Raw genomic sequence first — 16,992 nt, 5'->3', positions numbered from 1 at the left:
CCAGCAGCTCTTTGGGGATTTTGGGCAGGTCACGCAAGGGTTTCTTTTTGGTTGGCATACATGCACCTCTTACTCATGTTATGCCCGAACACAAAATTTCTGACACCCTCGAAGCTTGGGTCTCAGCTTTTCTACATCATTGATGTTGCCTGACCTGCCAAGGCATCAAACCGCCCCGCCAACCCCCGCTCGGCAAACTGCTCCACCACAAAGTCGATGAACGCCCGGGTCTTGCCCGGCAACAGTTTGTGCTCGGCGTAATACAAGCAGATATGCCCATCATCCACATACCAGTCCGGCAGCACCCGCTGCAGTTGCCCGGCCTGCAGATAAGGCACGGCGAACGGCAAGCTGACCAGGGCAATCCCCAGCCCTTGCTGCGCCACCGCGCAGGCCGCATCCGAATCGCTCATGGTCATTGCCTGGCGCAACTGCAACGGCTGTTGTTCCTGCCCGCGACTGGTCAAGGGCCAGGAACGTACCCGCCCAGTCTGTGGGGAGCGGATCAGAATCCCGTCGTGGCGCTGCAGCACCTCGGGGCTGTCGATAGCGGCATGTCGGTTCAAGTACGCAGGCGCCGCCACCAACACCCGATGCGCCGGGGTCAGCTTGCGCGCCACAACCCCCAGCGGCAGCTCGAAACCACCGCCAATGGCCGCATCGAAGCCCTGGCCGATCAGGTCGACCTGGCGGTTGTCGAAATGCCAGTCCGGGGTGATCGCCGGGTAACGTCGCAGAAACTCGCCGAGTAGCGGTAACACATACAGCCGCCCGAACACCGTGCCCATGCTCACCCGCAGCAGCCCGGCCGGCTGGCCCTCGGCGCTGGCCAGGTTGGCCACGGCGTACTGGATGGTACGAACGCTGTCGCTCACCTCGCCCAGAAATCGCTGCCCGGCTTCGGTCAGGGTCAGCTTTCGCGTACTACGCTGGAACAGCCGTACCCCGAGGCGCGCCTCCAACTGAGCAACGTGCTTGCCCACTGCCGCCGGGGTAATGCTCAGGCGCCGGGCCGCCTCGGCGAAACTGCCCACCTCGGCGCTTCGGATGAAGCACTCGAGGGCGTTGAATGATTCCATGGCCATCGATTACCAACCATAGGTTTACTCTGCTGATAGTGATTGCCATCTTATCAGCAGGTAATCATCGGTCGATACTGCGTCCATCCAAGGCATCCGGCCTTGCCTCCAGCAGGAGATCAACATGTCCAAGCAACTTACCCTCGAAGGCAAAGTGGCCTTCGTCCAAGGCGGCTCGCGCGGTATCGGCGCGGCCATCGTGCGGCGCCTGGCCCGTGAAGGTGCGCAGGTGGCCTTCACCTACGTCAGCTCTGCCGGCCCGGCCGAAGCGCTGGCCGAAGAGGTCAAGGCCGCTGGCGGCCAGGCCCTGGCCCTGCGTGCCGACAGCGCCGACGCCGCCGCGCTGCAACTGGCGATAGACGACGCCGTGAAGGCCTTCGGCCGCCTCGATATCCTGGTCAACAATGCTGGCGTGCTGGCGGTTGCGCCGCTGGCCGAGTTCGACCTGGCGGACTTCGACCGCACCCTCGCGGTCAACGTGCGCAGCGTGTTCGTCGCCAGCCAGGCCGCTGCCCGCTACATGGGCCAGGGTGGGCGCATCATCAACATCGGCAGCACCAATGCCGAGCGCATGCCGTTCGCCGGTGGCGCGCCGTATGCCATGAGCAAGTCAGCGCTGGTCGGCCTGACCAAGGGCATGGCCCGTGACCTGGGGCCGCAGGGGATTACCGTGAACAACGTGCAACCGGGGCCGGTGGACACCGACATGAACCCGGCCAGCGGTGAGTTTGCCGAAAGCCTGATTCCGCTGATGGCGATCGGGCGGTACGGGCAGGCGGATGAGATTGCCAGTTTCGTGGCGTATCTTGCGGGGCCGGAGGCGGGTTATATCACCGGGGCCAGTTTGTTGGCCGATGGCGGGTTTGCCGCCTGATAGACTGGGGGCCTTGCGCCCCCAGATTGCCATTGAACACGAGAAACACATGAGATCCCCAACCCTCAGCCGCGCGCTGATCCTGCTGATGGCCACCGCCACCGGCCTGGCCGTGGCCAGCAATTATTACGCCCAACCACTGCTGCACAGCATCGCCCAACAATTCGGCCTGAGTACCGCCAGCGCCGGCAGCATCGTCATCGCTGCGCAACTGAGCTATGGCGCCGGCCTGCTGTTGCTGGCGCCACTGGGCGACCTGTTCGAGCAGCGCCGGCTGATTGTGGTGATGACCGCCATCTCCACCCTCGGCCTGGTGATCAGCGCCTGTGCCCCAAGCCTGCCCTGGTTACTGCTCGGCACCGCGCTCACCGGCCTGTTCTCGGTGGTGGCGCAGATCCTCGTACCCATGGCGGCCACCCTCAGCGAGCCGCATCAACGCGGCCGCGCAGTGGGCACATTAATGAGCGGGCTGCTGCTGGGCATCCTGCTGGCGCGCACTGCGGCCGGTTTCATGGCCGAGCTGGGCGGCTGGCGCAGCATCTACGTGCTGGCCGCCGTGCTGATGGCGCTCGCGGCGCTGGCGCTGTACCGCAACCTGCCTGAACACAACAGCCATGCCGGCTTGAAGTACCCGGCGCTGATCGGCTCGGTGTTCCGCCTGTTCATCGAAGAGCCGGTGCTGCGCCTGCGCTCGCTGCTCGGCCTGCTGGCGTTCAGCCTGTTCGCGCTGTTCTGGACACCGCTGGCGTTCCTGCTGGCACGCGAGCCCTACCACTACTCCGACGCGGCCATCGGCCTGTTCGGCCTGGCCGGCGCCGCCGGTGCACTGGCGGCCAACTGGGCCGGGCGCCTCGCCGACCGTGGCAAAGGCTCATTGGGCACCACTGTTGGCCTGGTGGCGCTGTTGTTGTCATGGGTGCCGCTGGGCTTTGCCGAAAGCTCGCTGCTGGCCTTGCTGGTCGGCGTGCTGGCCCTGGACCTGGCCGTGCAGCTGGTGCACGTGAGCAACCAGAATGCGGTGATCGCCTTGCGGCCTGAAGCACGTACCCGGCTGAATGCCGGCTACATCACCTGTTACTTCATCGGCGGTGCGCTAGGCTCGTTGCTGGGCACCCAACTGTTCCAGCGGCAAGGGTGGATGGGCATCGTGCTCGCAGGCTTTGTGATTGGCACGCTGGCCTTGGTGGTATGGGCCCTGTCGCAGCGCAAGGCCGCAGCGCAGCCAGCCTGAAGCCATCATTGGGCGTGACAACCCGCCACATTACCCTCCGTCGCCTGGCCGTTGACTTGCCTGCCCCGGCGGCGCTCAGTAGGCGCTGGTCAAGACCTTTCACTGACAGGACGACTCAATGACAAGACTCACGGTGCAATCCGGCGATTTCTTGCAAGGTGAAGGCGAGTTTCGCAATGGATCGCTCACACTCAAGACCCCGCGCAGCCCTTCACCCGGCGAGCGAATTTCACTGGCCCGCATCGCTGACCTGCGCCTGGCCAGCCTGGAGTCCAGCCGTAACCTGGGTACCGCCCTTGGCTGGGGCGTGGCCGGGGCGCTGGTGGCCGGCCCGGTGGGCCTGCTGGCCGGGCTCTGGCTGGGCGGCAAAGAGGAAGAAGCCACCTTCCTGGCCACCTTCAAGGATGGCCGCAAACTGATGGCCATCACCGATGGCAAGACCTGGTCGAAGATCGACGACACCTGGCGCCAGCATCGCCGCCCGTCAACTGCCGATTGAGCCCCAGCACAGCAGCCCCAGAATGCAAAAAGCCCCCGAACTTTTCAGCTCGGGGGCTTTCGCAGAATGTGGCGGTGAAGAAGGGATTTGAACCCTTGATACGATTTCTCGTATACACACTTTCCAGGCGTGCTCCTTCGACCACTCGGACACTTCACCGTTTTCTCTCCAAGGCTTTCACCCCGTCGAGGCGCGCTAATTTAGTAGAAGAGCTTTTCTTTGGCAAGCATTTTTTTCAAATTTTTCATGCATTTAAGCCAACCCACTGAAAACCCGAGGTTGCCAGGGCATTGCTGCCAATCTCGCCTGCGCTTTTACCCCCTGCAAACACCCCACCCTCGCCGCGCAAGGCATCGCGCCCTGACGCTGACTGGCCGGTCAGCCTTGCTGCTTTACCTGGCCCGCCGTGCTGGGTAACGTCGTCGCCACGTCACCCTAAGGATTGCGCCATGAGCGAGCTGATTACCTACCACGCCGAAGACGGCATCGCCACCCTGACCCTGAACAACGGCAAGGTCAACGCCATCTCGCCGGACGTCATCGCGGCCTTCAATGCCGCCCTCGACCGCGCCACGCAGGAGCGTGCCGTGGTAATCATCACCGGCCAGCCAGGCATCCTCTCCGGTGGATACGACCTCAAGGTGATGACCTCCGGCCCTAAAGAAGCCGTGGCCCTGGTCACCGCCGGTTCCACCCTGGCCCGGCGCCTGCTGTCGCACCCGTTCCCGGTGATCGTCGCCTGCCCCGGCCATGCCGTGGCCAAGGGCGCCTTCCTGCTGCTGTCGGCCGACTACCGCATCGGCGTCGAAGGCCCGTACAAAGTCGGCCTGAATGAAGTGCAGATCGGCATGACCATGCACCACGCCGGCATCGAGCTGGCCCGCGACCGCCTGCGTCGCTCGGCCTTCCACCGCTCGGTGATCAATGCCGAGATGTTCGAGCCCAAGGACGCACTGGATGCCGGCTTCCTCGACAAGGTGGTGCCGGCCGAGCAACTGCTTGAGGTCGCCCAGGGCGTTGCCCGCGAGCTGAAGAAGCTGAACATGCTGGCGCACAAGAACACCAAGCTGAAAGTGCGCAAAGGGCTGCTGGATGCCCTGGACGAGGCCATTCTGCTCGATCAGGGCCACATGGGCTGAGTGCACCGGCTCACACCAAGGTTTGCCCCGGCCAGTGCACAGCCGTACACTGCGCCGCGACTGTCTGGTGTGAGCCATACCATGCTTTACTCGCTTCGCATGTTCCTGCTGGCGCTGCACTTCCTGCTGGTGGGCGCCATCGGCCTTTTGATCGGCCTGCTGCGCCCCTTCAACCGCGACAACAGCCGCGTCTTCGCCCGCCTCTACAGCCTGCCGGCCACTTGGCTGATGCGCATCAAGGTCAAGGCCGAAGTCGGCCCGCTATGGGACCAGCCGCCCGGCTGCGTGATCGTCGCCAATCACCAGTCCAACTTCGACCTGTTCATCCTCGGCCATGTGGTGCCGCAACGCACCGTCGCCATCGGCAAGAAGAGCCTCGGCTGGATCCCACTGTTCGGCCAGCTGTTCTGGCTCGGTGGCAATGTGCTGATCGACCGCAAGAACAGCTACCAGGCGCGCAAGGCCATGCAGACCACCACGCGCATCCTGCAAGACGACACCTCGATCTGGATCTTCCCGGAAGGCACGCGCAACCCCGAAGAGCAGTTGCTGGCGTTCAAGAAAGGCGCATTTCACATGGCCGTGGAGGCCGGCGTGCCGATCGTGCCGGTGTGCGTCAGCCGTTATGCCCGGCGCCTGAACCTGAACAGCTGGCGGCAGCGCACCGTGATCATTCGCTCGCTGCCACCGATCGCCACCAGCGGCCTTAGCCAGCAGGACCTGCCAGCGCTGATCGAACAGTGCCGCACCCAGATGCAGCACTGCATCAATAATATGGAAAATGAACTGGCAAAGACCTAGGTCGTTTTCATCGCGGGCAAGCTCGCGCCTACAGTTGCTCTACGGCCAACTACAGCCCAAGCTGTAACCCGTGTGCAACCGAACAAGTGGATAACCATGGGTCGAGTCGTGGCATCGGCGGTGTATGCCGCCGGCAGAAAGGTCACCAACATCAATATCGACGAAGGCAGCGAGTGGGCGCGCAAGCCGGGCCATTTCGTGTGGATCGGCCTGGAAGAACCCAACGCCGAGGAGCTGGCCAACCTGCAGTGCCAGTTCAACCTGCACGAACTGGCCATCGAGGATGCGCTGGAAAAGCACAGCCGGCCCAAGCTGGAAACCTTCGGTGACGCGCTGTTCATCGTCACCTATTCGCCGGTGCGCCACGAAGGCAAGCTGGAGTTCATCGAAACCCACATCTTCGCCGGCAACGGCTACATCATCACCTGCCGCAACGGCCACTCGAAATCCTACGCCCTGGTGCGCCAGCGCTGCGAGGCGCGCCCGCTGCTGCTCGAACATGGCGAAGACTTCGTGCTGTATGCCCTGCTCGACTTCGTCACCGAGAACTACCAGCCGGTCAGCGAGGCCATTCATGGCGAGATCGAGGCGCTGGAACAGCGCGTGCTGAGCACCACGCTGCAGGAGGAGGATATCCAGCGCCTGCACAGCCTGCGCCGCGACATCCTGCGCCTGCGCCGCTACGTGGCGCCAATGGTGGAAATCAGCGAGGAACTGCAGCGCCTGAGCTTCCCGTTCATCGACAAGAACATGCGCCCGTACTTCCGTGATGTGCAGATTCACGTGACACGGCAGATGGAGGACCTGGCCGGGATTCGCGACATCGCCAGCCAGACCATCGAAATCGGCATGCTGCTGGAATCGTCACGGCAGAGCATCGTGCAGCGCAAGTTTGCCGCCTGGGCGGCGATCCTGGCCTTCCCCACGGCGATTGCCGGGATCTACGGGATGAACTTCCAGAACATGCCTGAGCTGAACTGGCACTATGGCTATTTTGGGGTGCTGGGCGTGATCGCGCTGGGGTGTTCGGGGTTGTTTGCCAGCTTCAAGAAATCTGGCTGGCTCTAGCGGGTTGGGGCGCCTTGCGCCCCAGGGTTGATCAGGCAGCGCTGTCGCTGGCTTTGGTCGGCTGCTGGATGAAGCGCATCATCCATTCCCCCACCAGGTCGCCCTGGTGCTCGGTGGCCAGGCTGGCAATGGCCTTGTGGTACACCTCGTCTCCCAGGTACTCCTGACGCGCATCGAGCAGCGCCCGCGAGTAGTCGTGGACGAACTCCGGGTGGCCCTGGAAGCACAGCACCTGGTCACGGATGTGGTACGCCGCATTCGGGCAGAAATCGCTGGAGGCGATTACCGTGGCACCCTCCGGCAGCTCGGTGACCTGGTCCTGGTGGCTGATCAGCAAGGTCAGCTCGGAAACCTCCGGGTCCATCCACGGCGCATGCGCTGCCAGCGAGTAGCGGTGAACGCCCACGCCCCAGCCCTGGTCGGCGCGCTCGGCCTTGCCACCCAGGGTCAGCGCCAGCAACTGATGACCGAAGCACACACCCAGCAGCTTCTCGCCACGCTCGTAAAGCTTGAGCAGGTAGGCCTTGAGCGTCTGGATCCAGGGATCGCTACCGAACGAATCGGCCTTGCTGCCCGTCACCAGATAGGCGTCGAAGCGTTCGCCGTCGGGCGGGTAGACGCCGTTCATCACGTTGTACACACGAAACTCGGCTGCGATCGGCTGACGCGAGAAGAGCTGCTCGAACATCCTTCCGTAGCCCTGGTACTGCGCGGTCAACTCCGGTCGCAGGACATCGGTTTCAAGGATGCAGATGCGTAACGACATAGGGATAGTCCTGAACGACATGGGTGGGAATCTGTTGTAGAGACTGACGCGAAAGCCACGTACAAGCAAGTAGGCTGCACTGACGAACGGTCACATTTGATCGGAGAAACACTGGGGGTTGCGCGGCTGTCTAGGCAGAGCTTGCCAGCGCGATGGCTAATGGCCTCATAGCCAATCGATATCTTTATAAGCCCACTTAGAACAAAGGGTTCTCGACAATGGATAACGCTCGCTCTGCGGGTGGTTTATATCCACATACATGAGGCAAGCAGACCCGACAAGGAAGCCACCGGGTATTCAGGAATAACAACAAGAAGGCGGTCCGCCATGTTCAGACAATCGAAACTTCGCCAAGCCGGGCTTATTCTCTTCGCCACGACTTTGCTGCTGATTCTTCCCAACCTTACGCGGTTGTTCGGCTGACAGCGCCAATGCTTCGCTTGGGTTAATCTTGCGGCTTTATGGTCGGAGTTTACCCATGCGCCATTGCCTTGCCCTGCTGGCCCTGTTGTTGTGCCTGCCGCTGTCGGCGGCGCAGTTGCACCTGGAGCTGGGTGACAGTACCCGGCAGTGGTCCAGCGAGGAACTGTTGAAACACCCTCAGGCCCGCAACATCGACATCGATCAGGACGTTTCCTACAAGCGGCCCATGCATTATCGCGCCGTGCCCTTGGCAACGCTGCTGCAAGGGGTCAAGGCCGATGACCATCTGCAGGCAGTGGCGCTGGACGGTTTTGCCGCAGAAATGCCGGCCGCGCCGTTACTGCAGGAGGGCCCGGCACGCGCCTGGCTGGCGGTCGAGGACCCGGCCAGGCCGTGGCCAGCGCTGGGCGATGGCAAGCCGAGTGCCGGGCCGTTCTACCTGGTGTGGACCCACCCGCAGGCCAGTGGCATTCGCCCCGAGCAATGGCCCTTCCAGGTCGCCACGATCCGCCGCCTGGCGCCGGTCGAACAGCGTTTTCCGGCGTTGCTGCCCGACCCCAAGCTGGCGGCCAATGACCCGGTACGCCAGGGCTTTGCGTTGTTCCAGCAGAACTGCCTGGCCTGCCATCGGCTCAATGGTGCGGGGGATGCGCAGTTCGGGCCGGACCTGAATGTGCCGCACAACCCGACCGAGTATTTCCGGCCTGAGTACCTGCGCATGTACATTCGCGACCCGCAGAGCTTGCGGCAATGGCCGCAGGCGCGGATGCCGGGGTTTGCCGAGGGTGTGCTGAGTGAACAGGAGCTGGATGCGTTGCTGGCTTATCTGCAGCATATGGCCGGGCGCAGGCCTTGAAATCGGGGGACCCTCTTCGCGGCGGCCCGCGAAGAAGGCAACACAACCCTCTCAGGCAATCAGCCTTTCCTGCTTGACGCCCCACCCTTCGACTTCGCCGCCACAGGGTGAAACGACCTGCTCGAAGGCCTCCTCAAAATCACCAATCCCGCAATAGGTGGCGTACATGACCTTGCTCAGTTCCAGGTGCCACGCGCCATCGTCCAGTTCACGCACCTGAGCATTCAACGATTCACCACGAAACTGCCCGGCTGCCCGTCGCGCGCCGGCTTCATCTGGAAAGACCGCGTAGAACTCGATGGGGTGGATGCGGGTGAAGTCGAATCCGCCAGCTTTCATCTGGCGCAAGACATTGCTGCTGATATCGTCGTTCAGGCTGCTCATGAATCGTCCTCCCGAATAATGCGATGGATAGACTTTCCGTGCACTACGCACCTGCCGGCAATGCCGACAGATCGAGCTGATGCAAGACGCGAATTGAATAGGTACAGGCCCGCAGAAAAGGCCAGCACCTCCCACCAGCGTAGTGCCTGCGCAGGCACCACGCCAACCGGTGATTCAGGGCGCTTCGTGGATGCTGGTGATGATCACGCCGTTCTGCTCCTTGAGCCAGCGTGCAGTGGGGGATGGGGCGCGGTCCTGGAAGTCATTGAGGTCCAGCTCATCCATGACCGGAAACAGATGCGAACGGATGGCACGGGCCGCCTCCTCCTCGCTGGGGCACTGTTCACCGTGCAGCAGCAAGCGGGTTGGTTCGCCTTTCTGGTCGGCAAAGATGACTTCCCACTCTTTCATTGAATTGCCCTCTCAATCAAAGAACACCCTGTGTGTGACGCCTGTAGATGCAGACCTTGGGCCTGACAAATCGTTCCAGCAACAGAAAGGGCCGCATTGCGGCCCTTTCTGTTGGCTTACGGATGTTTATTTCTTGGGCGTACCGTGGACAACACCGGCAGTGTTTTCCAGCAGGCTCTTGGTCGCCGTCTGGATGAAGGCCTCAAGCTGCTGCAGCATCTGCGGCTGCTCCGGGCTTTCGATCAGTTCGGCCTTGAACTCGCTGCCCAGCTGGTAGCGGTACATCCGCGGGCTCATGTCCTTGGACTCGATCAGCAGCTGATCGCCCTTGACCAGGCCGACGATCTGCTCGCTGCCCGACGGCTTGATCATGCCGATACCCGGGTCACCCTCAGGCAGGTTGAGCAGGTCGCGACCCCAGCACTGGTGGCGGGTTTCACCGCCCAGGCGGCCCATGATGGTCGGCACGATGTCGACCTGGGTACCGACGGTGTGGCTGACCGCGCCGAACTTCTCCTGAATGCCCGGCGCGATCAGCAGCAGTGGCACGTTGAAGCGGCCCAGGTCCAGCTCGGTGACCTGCTGCTGGTTGCCGAAGCCGTGGTCGCCGACAATCACGAACAGGGTGTCCTTGAAGTAAGGCTCTTTACGTGCCTTCTCGAAGAACTGGCCCAGCGCCCAGTCGGAGTAGCGCATGGCGGTCAGGTGCTCGTCCAGGCGGCCTTGTCCTGTGACTTTCTCGACCGGCAGGTTGGCCGGCAGCGCATACGGGGTGTGGTTGGACAGCGTCTGCAGCAGCGCGTAGATCGGCTTCTTCTGGTCGTGCTTGGCCAGTTCCTCGTTGCCGCGGTCGAACATGTCCTGGTCGGACACGCCCCAGGTCGGGTCGGAGAACACCGGATTGACGAAGTCGTTACGGCCAATGAAGGTGGTCATGCCCTGGTTGCCGAAGAACCCGGACTGGTTGTCCCAGGCGAAGTCGCCGTTGTAGACGTAGACGTCGTCGTAGTCGCGGGCACCGAGCAGCGCCGGCAGGCCGGAAAGCTTGTGGCCACCCTCAGGGGTCTGCATCAGGTATTCGAAGCCTGGCAGGTTGGGGAAGCAAGCCATGGTGGCGAACATGCCCTGGTGGGTATGGGTGCCGTTGGAGAAGAAGCGGTCGAACAGCAAGCCTTCTTTGGCCAGCTTGTCGAAGTACGGGGTGATGTTGTTCGGGCTGCCCAGCGCACCGACCGAGTGGCCGGCGAAGCTTTCCATGAGGATCACCACGACGTTCTTGATCGGCAGGGTGCGATCGGCCGGCGGCACGAAGTCGCGGCGCACGGCGGCCTCGTCGGCGTCGACCAGGGTATCGTTGGCAGTCAGCAGTTGCTTGCGCACGGTCTCGGTGGCCAGTTCCTGTTTCAGCACCGGCTTCCAGATATTGGCGCGGTCTTCGCCGAAGCGGCTCTTGGCTGCGTCGATCAGGGTCAGCGTGCCGTTCAGGCCCAGCTGGTTGACGAAGTTGGAGTCGGTGGTGAAGGCATCACCCCAACGCATCGGCGGGCCCTGGCGCAGGGTGCCACGGGCAGCGACCACCGCCACCAGCAGGATCACCATGAACACTGCCACGCGGGCGTACCATGGCGCCACACGCTGTTCGCCGGCACCCCGGGTCAGGCGGTCGATGCCCTTGAACAGCAGGCTCAGCAACCAGGTGCCAAAGGCCCAGGCCAGCAGGTAGCGAACCACCGGGAAGCCGTACCAGAGCATGCTCAGCACGGTCTTCGGGTCTTCCTTGATGTACTGGAAGACCAGGCCGTTGAGGCGCTGGTGGAACTCACGGTAGAAGTCCATCTCCATCAGGCCGAGGAACATCACCACGCTCGAAGCGAGGGTCAGCCAGAAGCGGAACAGCCCGCGCCGGGCCATGAGCCAGGGGCTCAGCATCGCCAGCAGCAGGGGAATGCTCAGGTACACCACCACCCGCAGGTCGAAGCGCAATCCGTTGAAGAAGCCTTCGGCGACGGTCGAGTAAGGGGTGTCGCCGATCATGTCGTTGTTGTAGACCAGCAGCGCCAGGCGCACCAGGCTGAGCATCAACATGATCACCAGGCCGCTGAGCAGCGTATAGGCCAGGTGCGATTTCAAGGTCGGCGTGAACGCTCGCGCGCCCTGTTGCCTCAAGGCATCCGTGTTAGCCATGAATGGGAAGGTCCTAGGATTGCGGTTTGCGGAGGTGGCGTTGGGGCTGGCCCAACGCAAGCATTATGCGGGAGCGGATTCTGTTTAATCCAATGTGAAAATTTTGTCACGCTACTATTGCTGATTTTGTCTGGGACGCGGCTTTCAAATCCGGACATTACCCCGCGGCCCGGCAATCGCCCAGATCACCAGGCCCAGCACCGGCAGCAGGGCAATCAGCAGAATCCACAGCACCTTGATTCCCACTTCGCTGCTGCTTTTGATCACATTGAGGATCGCCCAGATGTCCAGGGCGAGGATGATCAGGCCGACCAGGCCATTGAAGGTAGAGCCCATTGCCACGTTCTCCTTGAAAGGCTGTTGCTGAGCATAGTCCTCTATCAAGGCTATAGAAGGGAATCCTTGGCCAGCCGCACAGGTCACTGCCTAGACTGCAAGCATTCATGGATTCGAGGTTCCTATGCCCCCCGCTCACAGCCAAAGCGCCACCCCACCGTCCCTGCTCAGCGCCTGGCGCCAGCAGGTGCTCAGCACCCCGTGGCTCAGCGCGGGCCTGGGCGTGAGCCTGCTGGCGGTTATCGTGCTGCTGGCGGCCAGCTTCTGGAATGCCATCAATGGCGACCACGCCGACAACCTGCACCTGGCCGCTCTCGGCGGGCTTTCCGGTTTTGCCGCCACCGCCTTGGGTGCGGTGCTGGCCGTGGTGCTGCGCGATGTCAGCGCGCGCAGCCAGGATGTGATGCTCGGCTTTGCCGCCGGCATGATGCTCGCCGCCAGTTCGTTCTCGCTGATCCTGCCGGGCCTGGATGCCGCACGCGCCATTACCGGCAACGGCCCGGCGGCGGCGTTCACCGTGGTGCTGGGCATGGGCCTGGGCGTGCTGCTGATGCTCGGCCTCGATCGCTTCACCCCGCACGAGCATGAAAGCACCGGCCCCTGTGGCCCGCAGTCAGAACGGCTGAGCCGGGTGTGGCTGTTCGTGCTGGCGATCACCCTGCACAACTTGCCCGAAGGCATGGCGATCGGGGTGAGCTTCGCCAATGGCGACATGAACATCGGCCTGCCGCTGACCAGCGCCATCGCCATCCAGGACATCCCCGAAGGCCTGGCCGTGGCCCTGGCCTTGCGGGCGACCGGGCTGTCGAACCTTAAAGCTGCACTGGTGGCGATGGGGTCGGGGCTGATGGAACCCTTGGGGGCAGTGATCGGTTTGGGCATTTCCACCGGCTTTGCCTTGGCCTACCCCGTCAGCATGGGGCTGGCGGCGGGGGCGATGATCTTCGTGGTGTCCCACGAGGTGATACCCGAGACCCACCGTAACGGGCACCAGACGTCGGCGACCCTGGGGTTGATGGGTGGGTTTGCGGTGATGATGTTTCTCGATACTGCGTTGGGTTAGAGGGGTTCGCCGACGTTGTTGCGGTGTCGGTGAGATCGAGCGCCGCCCGCGCGGCGCATCGCGAGCAAGCTCGCTCCTACATTTGTTGCAACGTGCCGAACCTGACAGACCATGGTTGCCCGCCTTGGTGCATGGCTCAAGTCAGGTGAGGCGGCATCAATGCCCACCTCAAAATCCCGTCATGCCAACAAGGCTGACAACCATGGCCTCACAGGCATGGCCACGTTGCAACAAATGTAGGAGCGAGCTTGCTCGCGATGCGCCGCGCGGGCGGCGCTCGATCTCACAGGCGCCACAAATCAAACGTGAACCGCAACCTTCAACGCCTCCAGCGCCGGCTCCACCTTGATCCCCACCTCTGCCCCGAGCTCCAGCACCCGCGCCAGGTCCTGCTGGCCAACCATCACCATCTGCAACTCGTCATCGAGCAACTGGCTGAAGTTGAGCAGCACATAGCCACCGGCTTCCTTGTTCAACGCGCCCATCTGCACCTGGATGCGGTTGAGTGCGGTCAGCGGCTCGGTACGCGCCAGTTGCTTGGGCTTGAGGGTGAACGGCACGCTCTGGTCGAACGAATCACTGATGTGCTGGAACAGTTCCTGGTAGCTGTCAGCCTGGAAGACCACGGTGTCTGGCAGGCTACCGAGCACCACCCATTCACCCAGCGGGATCGGGAAGCTGTCGTCGTAGTTGATGTCCGGGTTGGCGGCGAGGAAGGCAGCGGGGTCGGCGTAGGCCTGGGCGGCCTCGTCGGCGATGCGCTCGATGTCCTCGTCGCGCATGCAGCCGGCGCCGATGAGGCTGATGAATTCGAGCAACTGGTTTTTCATGAAAGGGGGCCTGCGACGGGTGAAAAGTCGCCAAGGATAGCCGCAAATGCCCCCGGGCGGTTAGCCGGCCAGCGCTTGCAGGCGTGCGGCCGCGTCCACTGCGCCCATGGTCTGCGCCGCCGTCAGCGCTGTGGCGCCACGGGCGTCCTGGCGCGCCGGGTCGGCACCCTGGGCCAGCAGGTAGTCGAGAATCTCGCCGCGGTTGAACATTGCCGCCAGCATCAACGCGGTACGCCCGTCCTGCGCGGCAGCATCCACCGGGACGCCACTGTCCAGCAGCAGGCGGATCATCGCCAGGTCCCCCTTGAACGCCGCACCGGCGATTGGCAACTGGCCGTTGTCGTTGGCGATCAGCGGGTCGGCACCGTGGGCCAACAGCACCCGCACCGCTTCATGGTGGCCGTGGTAGCTGGCCAGCATCAGCAAGGTATCGCCCTTGTGATTGCGCAGGTTGGCCGGCAGGCCGCTGGCCAGCAGGCGCCCAAGCATCTCGGCGTCGCCCTGGCGGGCACGCTCGAAGACCTGTTCGGCAAAGGCGGCGGTTTCGTCATCGGTCATGGCGGTAGCGGTGGGTTGAGTGGACATCGGGAACCTCCTGGCATAAATGATTGCCCAAGTCTTTGTCAGGCATGCCATAGCGGTCAAAGGTTCAGATTCTATGAGGCTGATAGGCAAAGCCTGAACCGTGCAAAATGCACTGTGCAAAATGCACGACCATGCAGCCTGCACGATGCCACTTCTGAAAATCCTCCGTAACACCCTGTATTTACTGGACTTTCCCCGACTTCCCGTTCTGGCACGGTCACTGCAACGATCAACTCACGTCTGCCCACACAACAGTCAGGAGTTGATATGGACCTTATCCAGGAAAAATTCGTCTCGGTGTTTTCGGCCTACCAGGTCGCCACCCAGCCCCGCCCTGACGGTGGCGTGCTGCTGACCCTGCGCGCCGCTGACGGCAAGGTGACCCGCCGAGTGCTGACTTACGGCCAGTTGCACAGCGCCGAGCAGCTGTCCTGGGCGATCAGTGCCATTCGCCGTGACCTGGCCGAGCAGGCCAGTGAGCTGCCGGTGATTTCCATGCTGCAGAGTCAGCAGCGGTTTGCGTTGCCGACTTACCGTTGAGGTTTGTCTGTACCGGCCCTATCGCGAGCTTTGCTCGCTCCTACAGGGGTATCGCATTGCCCATAGGGATGGCGGGGTGCCTTTGTAGGAGCGAGCGCAGCTCGCGATAGGGCCCGGTCAGACACTAAAGCTCGTCGATCCCAAGAAACGCCCGAGCAGTCACATCGCCGGTAAACCGAGGCTCCACGCCCTGCTCACTGCCAAACAGGCGCAACGCCAGGCAGAACGGATTGTCCCCCAACTCCACCCAGCGCCGCGTCCCCGCCGGCACCACCAGCTGGTCACCCTTCTCGCACAACACCGCATACACGTTCTCGCCCAGGCGCAGGCCGACTTGCGCGCGGCCAGCCACCACGGCGAACACTTCGTCGCTGTCATGCACATGCTCGTCGCGCACATCGACCTGGGTCGGGTCGAGGCCATCACGGTTGAGCAGCGTGAACGCCGCGCTACCCTGGGCCGTCATCAACTGGTCGAGGTGCCCACGGCAGGCGTCGAGCACTTCAGCCTGGCTGCTGCCCGGGCGCACACGCAGCGCCAGCGGGCCGTGGCTGAAGCGCACGCCCTGCTCGGCCAGGGTCGCGGCGATGTCGTCGTGGTGGGTCAGCACCTTGTTCGGCAAGTCCGGGCTGGACGGGTGGAAAACACAGAGGATGCTCATCGGCTGCTGGTCCTGGTCGATTTCGAACGAGTGGCAATGATAACGGCTGCCGCCAGCGCTGCGGCACTGGCCATACCAAAGGTGAAGGACGGCCCCAGCAGTTTCCAGCTGTAGCCCGAATACAAGGCGCCCAGCGCACCGCCAGTACCCGACAGCGCCGCGTACAGCGCCTGGCCCTGGCCTTGCTGGCGGGCACCGAAACTGGCCTGGACGAAGGCGATCGACGCGGCGTGGAAGCAACCGAAGGTGGCCGCGTGTAGCAACTGGGCGAAGATCAGCACCGCCGGCTCAGCCGCCAGGTTGCCCAGCAGCAGCCAGCGCAGCGCTGCCAGCAGGAAGCTGGCCAGCAGTACCCGCTGCACGCTGAAACGGGCAAACAGGCGGCTCATGACCATGAACATCAGCACCTCGGCCACCACCCCCAGCGCCCACAGCAAACCGATGGCCCCGCGGCTGTAGCCCAGGTGTTCGAGGTGCAGGGTGAGGAAGGTGTAGTACGGGCCGTGGCTGAGCTGCATCAGCGCCACGCAAATATAGAAGGCGATCACCCCCGGCGCCGTCAGTTGGCGCAGGAAGCCGCCCGCCTCGCGGCGCTCACCCTGCTCCACCGGCTGGGCGTTGGGCACCCACAGGCTAGCGACGACGATGCCGGCCATGATGGTCACCAGGGCCACCGGGTAGATGTCCAGGCTCAGCCATTCGAACAGCCGCCCCAGGCCGACCACGGTGAGGATGAAGCCGATCGAGCCCCACAGGCGCACCTGGCTGTAGCGCGAGGTCTGCCCGTGCAGGTGAGCCAGGGTGATGACTTCGAACTGCGGCAGCACTGCGTGCCAGAAGAACGCGTGCAGCGCCATCACCAGCGCCAGCCAGGCGTAACTCTTGCCCAAGAAGATCAGCGAGAAGGTGGCCAGGGTCGACAAGGCGCCCAGGCGTACGATCAACAGGCGCTGGCCGCTGCGGTCACCGAGCCAGCCCCACAGGTTGGGGGCGATGCAGCGCATCAGCATGGGGATGGCCACCAGCTCGCCGATGCGGGCCGGGGAGAAACCCAGGTGATCGAAGTACAAGGCCAGGAACGGGGCGGTGGAGCCCAGCAGGGCGAAGTAGAACAAGTAGAAGCTGGACAGGCGCCAGTAGGGGATCGGGGGCATCGAATGGGCCTTGTGTGAGCCTGTACCGGCCTCTTCGCGGGTAAACCCGCCACAGGATCAGCACAATGTCCAAAATTGTGCGATCCCTGTGGGAGCGGGTTTACCCGC

19 protein-coding genes and 1 tRNA gene are annotated in these 16,992 nt (G+C 63.2%); 9 read left to right on the top strand and 11 right to left on the bottom strand.

The features are described from left to right. Positions 1-131: 131 nt before the first annotated feature. The gene (locus ABE528_RS19845; RefSeq protein ID WP_152958033.1) at positions 132-1,085 is read right to left on the bottom strand and encodes a LysR family transcriptional regulator; all 954 of its coding nucleotides are present in this window, start codon (positions 1,083-1,085) and stop codon (positions 132-134) included. A 118-nt stretch (positions 1,086-1,203) separates the two neighbouring features. Here ABE528_RS19845 and ABE528_RS19840 point away from each other — a divergent pair, with 118 nt between their 5' ends. The 3 genes from ABE528_RS19840 to ABE528_RS19830 all read left to right on the top strand — a co-directional run bounded on the left by ABE528_RS19840 (position 1,204) and on the right by ABE528_RS19830 (position 3,683). Next, entirely contained in the window at positions 1,204-1,953 is a 750-nt protein-coding gene (locus tag ABE528_RS19840) for a 3-oxoacyl-ACP reductase family protein (RefSeq protein WP_346653859.1), read from the top strand. A 49-nt stretch (positions 1,954-2,002) separates the two neighbouring features. After that, positions 2,003-3,184: an MFS transporter gene (locus ABE528_RS19835; protein WP_346653858.1), complete on the top strand. Its 1,182-nt coding sequence runs from the start codon at positions 2,003-2,005 to the stop codon at positions 3,182-3,184. A gap of 118 nt (positions 3,185-3,302) precedes the next feature. Beyond that, positions 3,303-3,683, top strand: a complete 381-nt coding sequence (locus tag ABE528_RS19830; protein ID WP_346653857.1) for a hypothetical protein — start codon at positions 3,303-3,305, stop codon at positions 3,681-3,683. A gap of 69 nt (positions 3,684-3,752) precedes the next feature. Here ABE528_RS19830 and ABE528_RS19825 read toward each other — a convergent pair. After that, positions 3,753-3,842 (bottom strand) — tRNA-Ser (locus tag ABE528_RS19825). Positions 3,843-4,132: 290 nt separating this feature from the next. Here ABE528_RS19825 and ABE528_RS19820 point away from each other — a divergent pair. The 3 genes from ABE528_RS19820 to ABE528_RS19810 all read left to right on the top strand — a co-directional run bounded on the left by ABE528_RS19820 (position 4,133) and on the right by ABE528_RS19810 (position 6,691). Further along, on the top strand, positions 4,133-4,822 hold the full coding sequence (locus tag ABE528_RS19820) for a crotonase/enoyl-CoA hydratase family protein (protein ID WP_152959315.1): 690 nt from the start codon (positions 4,133-4,135) through the stop codon (positions 4,820-4,822). An 81-nt stretch (positions 4,823-4,903) separates the two neighbouring features. After that, positions 4,904-5,623, top strand: coding sequence for a lysophospholipid acyltransferase family protein (locus tag ABE528_RS19815; protein WP_346653856.1), 720 nt, complete (start codon positions 4,904-4,906; stop codon positions 5,621-5,623). Between the two features lie 96 nt (positions 5,624-5,719). Beyond that, the gene (locus tag ABE528_RS19810; protein ID WP_152959317.1) at positions 5,720-6,691 is read left to right on the top strand and encodes a magnesium and cobalt transport protein CorA; all 972 of its coding nucleotides are present in this window, start codon (positions 5,720-5,722) and stop codon (positions 6,689-6,691) included. Positions 6,692-6,722: 31 nt separating this feature from the next. On the opposite strand, the gene ABE528_RS19805 is transcribed toward ABE528_RS19810, so the two are convergent. Continuing rightward, a complete protein-coding gene (locus tag ABE528_RS19805) occupies positions 6,723-7,457 on the bottom strand; it encodes an amidotransferase (protein ID WP_346653855.1) in 735 nt (244 codons plus the stop codon). 478 nt (positions 7,458-7,935) lie between these two features. Between ABE528_RS19805 and ABE528_RS19800 the strand changes: the two genes are divergently transcribed. Beyond that, positions 7,936-8,736, top strand: a complete 801-nt coding sequence (locus tag ABE528_RS19800; protein ID WP_346653854.1) for a cytochrome c — start codon at positions 7,936-7,938, stop codon at positions 8,734-8,736. Positions 8,737-8,787: 51 nt separating this feature from the next. Here the strand turns inward: ABE528_RS19800 and ABE528_RS19795 are convergent, their stop codons facing one another. From ABE528_RS19795 to ABE528_RS19780, 4 genes are all read right to left on the bottom strand, one after another. Further along, positions 8,788-9,120: a ribonuclease E inhibitor RraB gene (locus tag ABE528_RS19795; protein WP_152959320.1), complete on the bottom strand. Its 333-nt coding sequence runs from the start codon at positions 9,118-9,120 to the stop codon at positions 8,788-8,790. A gap of 174 nt (positions 9,121-9,294) precedes the next feature. Beyond that, positions 9,295-9,531, bottom strand: a complete 237-nt coding sequence (locus ABE528_RS19790) for a hypothetical protein (protein ID WP_152959321.1) — start codon at positions 9,529-9,531, stop codon at positions 9,295-9,297. Positions 9,532-9,657: 126 nt separating this feature from the next. Continuing rightward, positions 9,658-11,715: an LTA synthase family protein gene (locus ABE528_RS19785; protein ID WP_346653853.1), complete on the bottom strand. Its 2,058-nt coding sequence runs from the start codon at positions 11,713-11,715 to the stop codon at positions 9,658-9,660. A 144-nt stretch (positions 11,716-11,859) separates the two neighbouring features. Beyond that, positions 11,860-12,051: a PLD nuclease N-terminal domain-containing protein gene (locus tag ABE528_RS19780; protein ID WP_085675605.1), complete on the bottom strand. Its 192-nt coding sequence runs from the start codon at positions 12,049-12,051 to the stop codon at positions 11,860-11,862. A gap of 124 nt (positions 12,052-12,175) precedes the next feature. On the opposite strand from ABE528_RS19780, the gene ABE528_RS19775 reads away from it, so the two are divergent. Beyond that, on the top strand, positions 12,176-13,114 hold the full coding sequence (locus ABE528_RS19775) for a ZIP family metal transporter (RefSeq protein WP_346653852.1): 939 nt from the start codon (positions 12,176-12,178) through the stop codon (positions 13,112-13,114). 299 nt (positions 13,115-13,413) lie between these two features. Here the strand turns inward: ABE528_RS19775 and ABE528_RS19770 are convergent, their stop codons facing one another. Both ABE528_RS19770 and ABE528_RS19765 read right to left on the bottom strand, forming a co-directional pair. Continuing rightward, on the bottom strand, positions 13,414-13,944 hold the full coding sequence (locus ABE528_RS19770) for a hypothetical protein (RefSeq protein ID WP_152959332.1): 531 nt from the start codon (positions 13,942-13,944) through the stop codon (positions 13,414-13,416). Between the two features lie 60 nt (positions 13,945-14,004). Continuing rightward, the gene (locus tag ABE528_RS19765; protein ID WP_152959333.1) at positions 14,005-14,529 is read right to left on the bottom strand and encodes an ankyrin repeat domain-containing protein; all 525 of its coding nucleotides are present in this window, start codon (positions 14,527-14,529) and stop codon (positions 14,005-14,007) included. 267 nt (positions 14,530-14,796) lie between these two features. Between ABE528_RS19765 and ABE528_RS19760 the strand changes: the two genes are divergently transcribed. Next, positions 14,797-15,069 (top strand): DUF3509 domain-containing protein, encoded by a 273-nt coding sequence (locus ABE528_RS19760; RefSeq protein ID WP_027596016.1) that lies wholly within the window; start codon positions 14,797-14,799, stop codon positions 15,067-15,069. Positions 15,070-15,193: 124 nt separating this feature from the next. Here ABE528_RS19760 and ABE528_RS19755 read toward each other — a convergent pair whose 3' ends face one another. Next, a complete protein-coding gene (locus tag ABE528_RS19755; RefSeq protein WP_152959334.1) occupies positions 15,194-15,730 on the bottom strand; it encodes an oxidase in 537 nt (178 codons plus the stop codon). Then, a complete protein-coding gene (locus ABE528_RS19750; protein ID WP_346653851.1) occupies positions 15,727-16,884 on the bottom strand; it encodes an MFS transporter in 1,158 nt (385 codons plus the stop codon). Before ABE528_RS19750 ends, ABE528_RS19755 begins: the two co-directional genes overlap by 4 nt. Positions 16,885-16,992: the final 108 nt, after the last annotated feature.

It is taken from the genome of Pseudomonas sp. TWI628, from assembly GCF_039673865.1.
Taxonomy (GTDB): Bacteria; Pseudomonadota; Gammaproteobacteria; order Pseudomonadales; family Pseudomonadaceae; genus Aquipseudomonas.
Note: the sequence above shows the minus strand (reverse complement) of the source record. Positions and strands in the feature narration are given on the sequence as shown.

Coding starts and splice junctions, on each gene's coding strand:
- ABE528_RS19845 (WP_152958033.1), bottom strand. CDS start 1,085: ATGGCCATGGAATCATTCAACGCCCTCGAGTGCTTCATCCGAAGCGCC.
- ABE528_RS19840 (WP_346653859.1), top strand. CDS start 1,204: ATGTCCAAGCAACTTACCCTCGAAGGCAAAGTGGCCTTCGTCCAAGGC.
- ABE528_RS19835 (WP_346653858.1), top strand. CDS start 2,003: ATGAGATCCCCAACCCTCAGCCGCGCGCTGATCCTGCTGATGGCCACC.
- ABE528_RS19830 (WP_346653857.1), top strand. CDS start 3,303: ATGACAAGACTCACGGTGCAATCCGGCGATTTCTTGCAAGGTGAAGGC.
- ABE528_RS19820 (WP_152959315.1), top strand. CDS start 4,133: ATGAGCGAGCTGATTACCTACCACGCCGAAGACGGCATCGCCACCCTG.
- ABE528_RS19815 (WP_346653856.1), top strand. CDS start 4,904: ATGCTTTACTCGCTTCGCATGTTCCTGCTGGCGCTGCACTTCCTGCTG.
- ABE528_RS19810 (WP_152959317.1), top strand. CDS start 5,720: ATGGGTCGAGTCGTGGCATCGGCGGTGTATGCCGCCGGCAGAAAGGTC.
- ABE528_RS19805 (WP_346653855.1), bottom strand. CDS start 7,457: ATGTCGTTACGCATCTGCATCCTTGAAACCGATGTCCTGCGACCGGAG.
- ABE528_RS19800 (WP_346653854.1), top strand. CDS start 7,936: ATGCGCCATTGCCTTGCCCTGCTGGCCCTGTTGTTGTGCCTGCCGCTG.
- ABE528_RS19795 (WP_152959320.1), bottom strand. CDS start 9,120: ATGAGCAGCCTGAACGACGATATCAGCAGCAATGTCTTGCGCCAGATG.
- ABE528_RS19790 (WP_152959321.1), bottom strand. CDS start 9,531: ATGAAAGAGTGGGAAGTCATCTTTGCCGACCAGAAAGGCGAACCAACC.
- ABE528_RS19785 (WP_346653853.1), bottom strand. CDS start 11,715: ATGGCTAACACGGATGCCTTGAGGCAACAGGGCGCGCGAGCGTTCACG.
- ABE528_RS19780 (WP_085675605.1), bottom strand. CDS start 12,051: ATGGGCTCTACCTTCAATGGCCTGGTCGGCCTGATCATCCTCGCCCTG.
- ABE528_RS19775 (WP_346653852.1), top strand. CDS start 12,176: ATGCCCCCCGCTCACAGCCAAAGCGCCACCCCACCGTCCCTGCTCAGC.
- ABE528_RS19770 (WP_152959332.1), bottom strand. CDS start 13,944: ATGAAAAACCAGTTGCTCGAATTCATCAGCCTCATCGGCGCCGGCTGC.
- ABE528_RS19765 (WP_152959333.1), bottom strand. CDS start 14,529: ATGTCCACTCAACCCACCGCTACCGCCATGACCGATGACGAAACCGCC.
- ABE528_RS19760 (WP_027596016.1), top strand. CDS start 14,797: ATGGACCTTATCCAGGAAAAATTCGTCTCGGTGTTTTCGGCCTACCAG.
- ABE528_RS19755 (WP_152959334.1), bottom strand. CDS start 15,730: ATGAGCATCCTCTGTGTTTTCCACCCGTCCAGCCCGGACTTGCCGAAC.
- ABE528_RS19750 (WP_346653851.1), bottom strand. CDS start 16,884: ATGCCCCCGATCCCCTACTGGCGCCTGTCCAGCTTCTACTTGTTCTAC.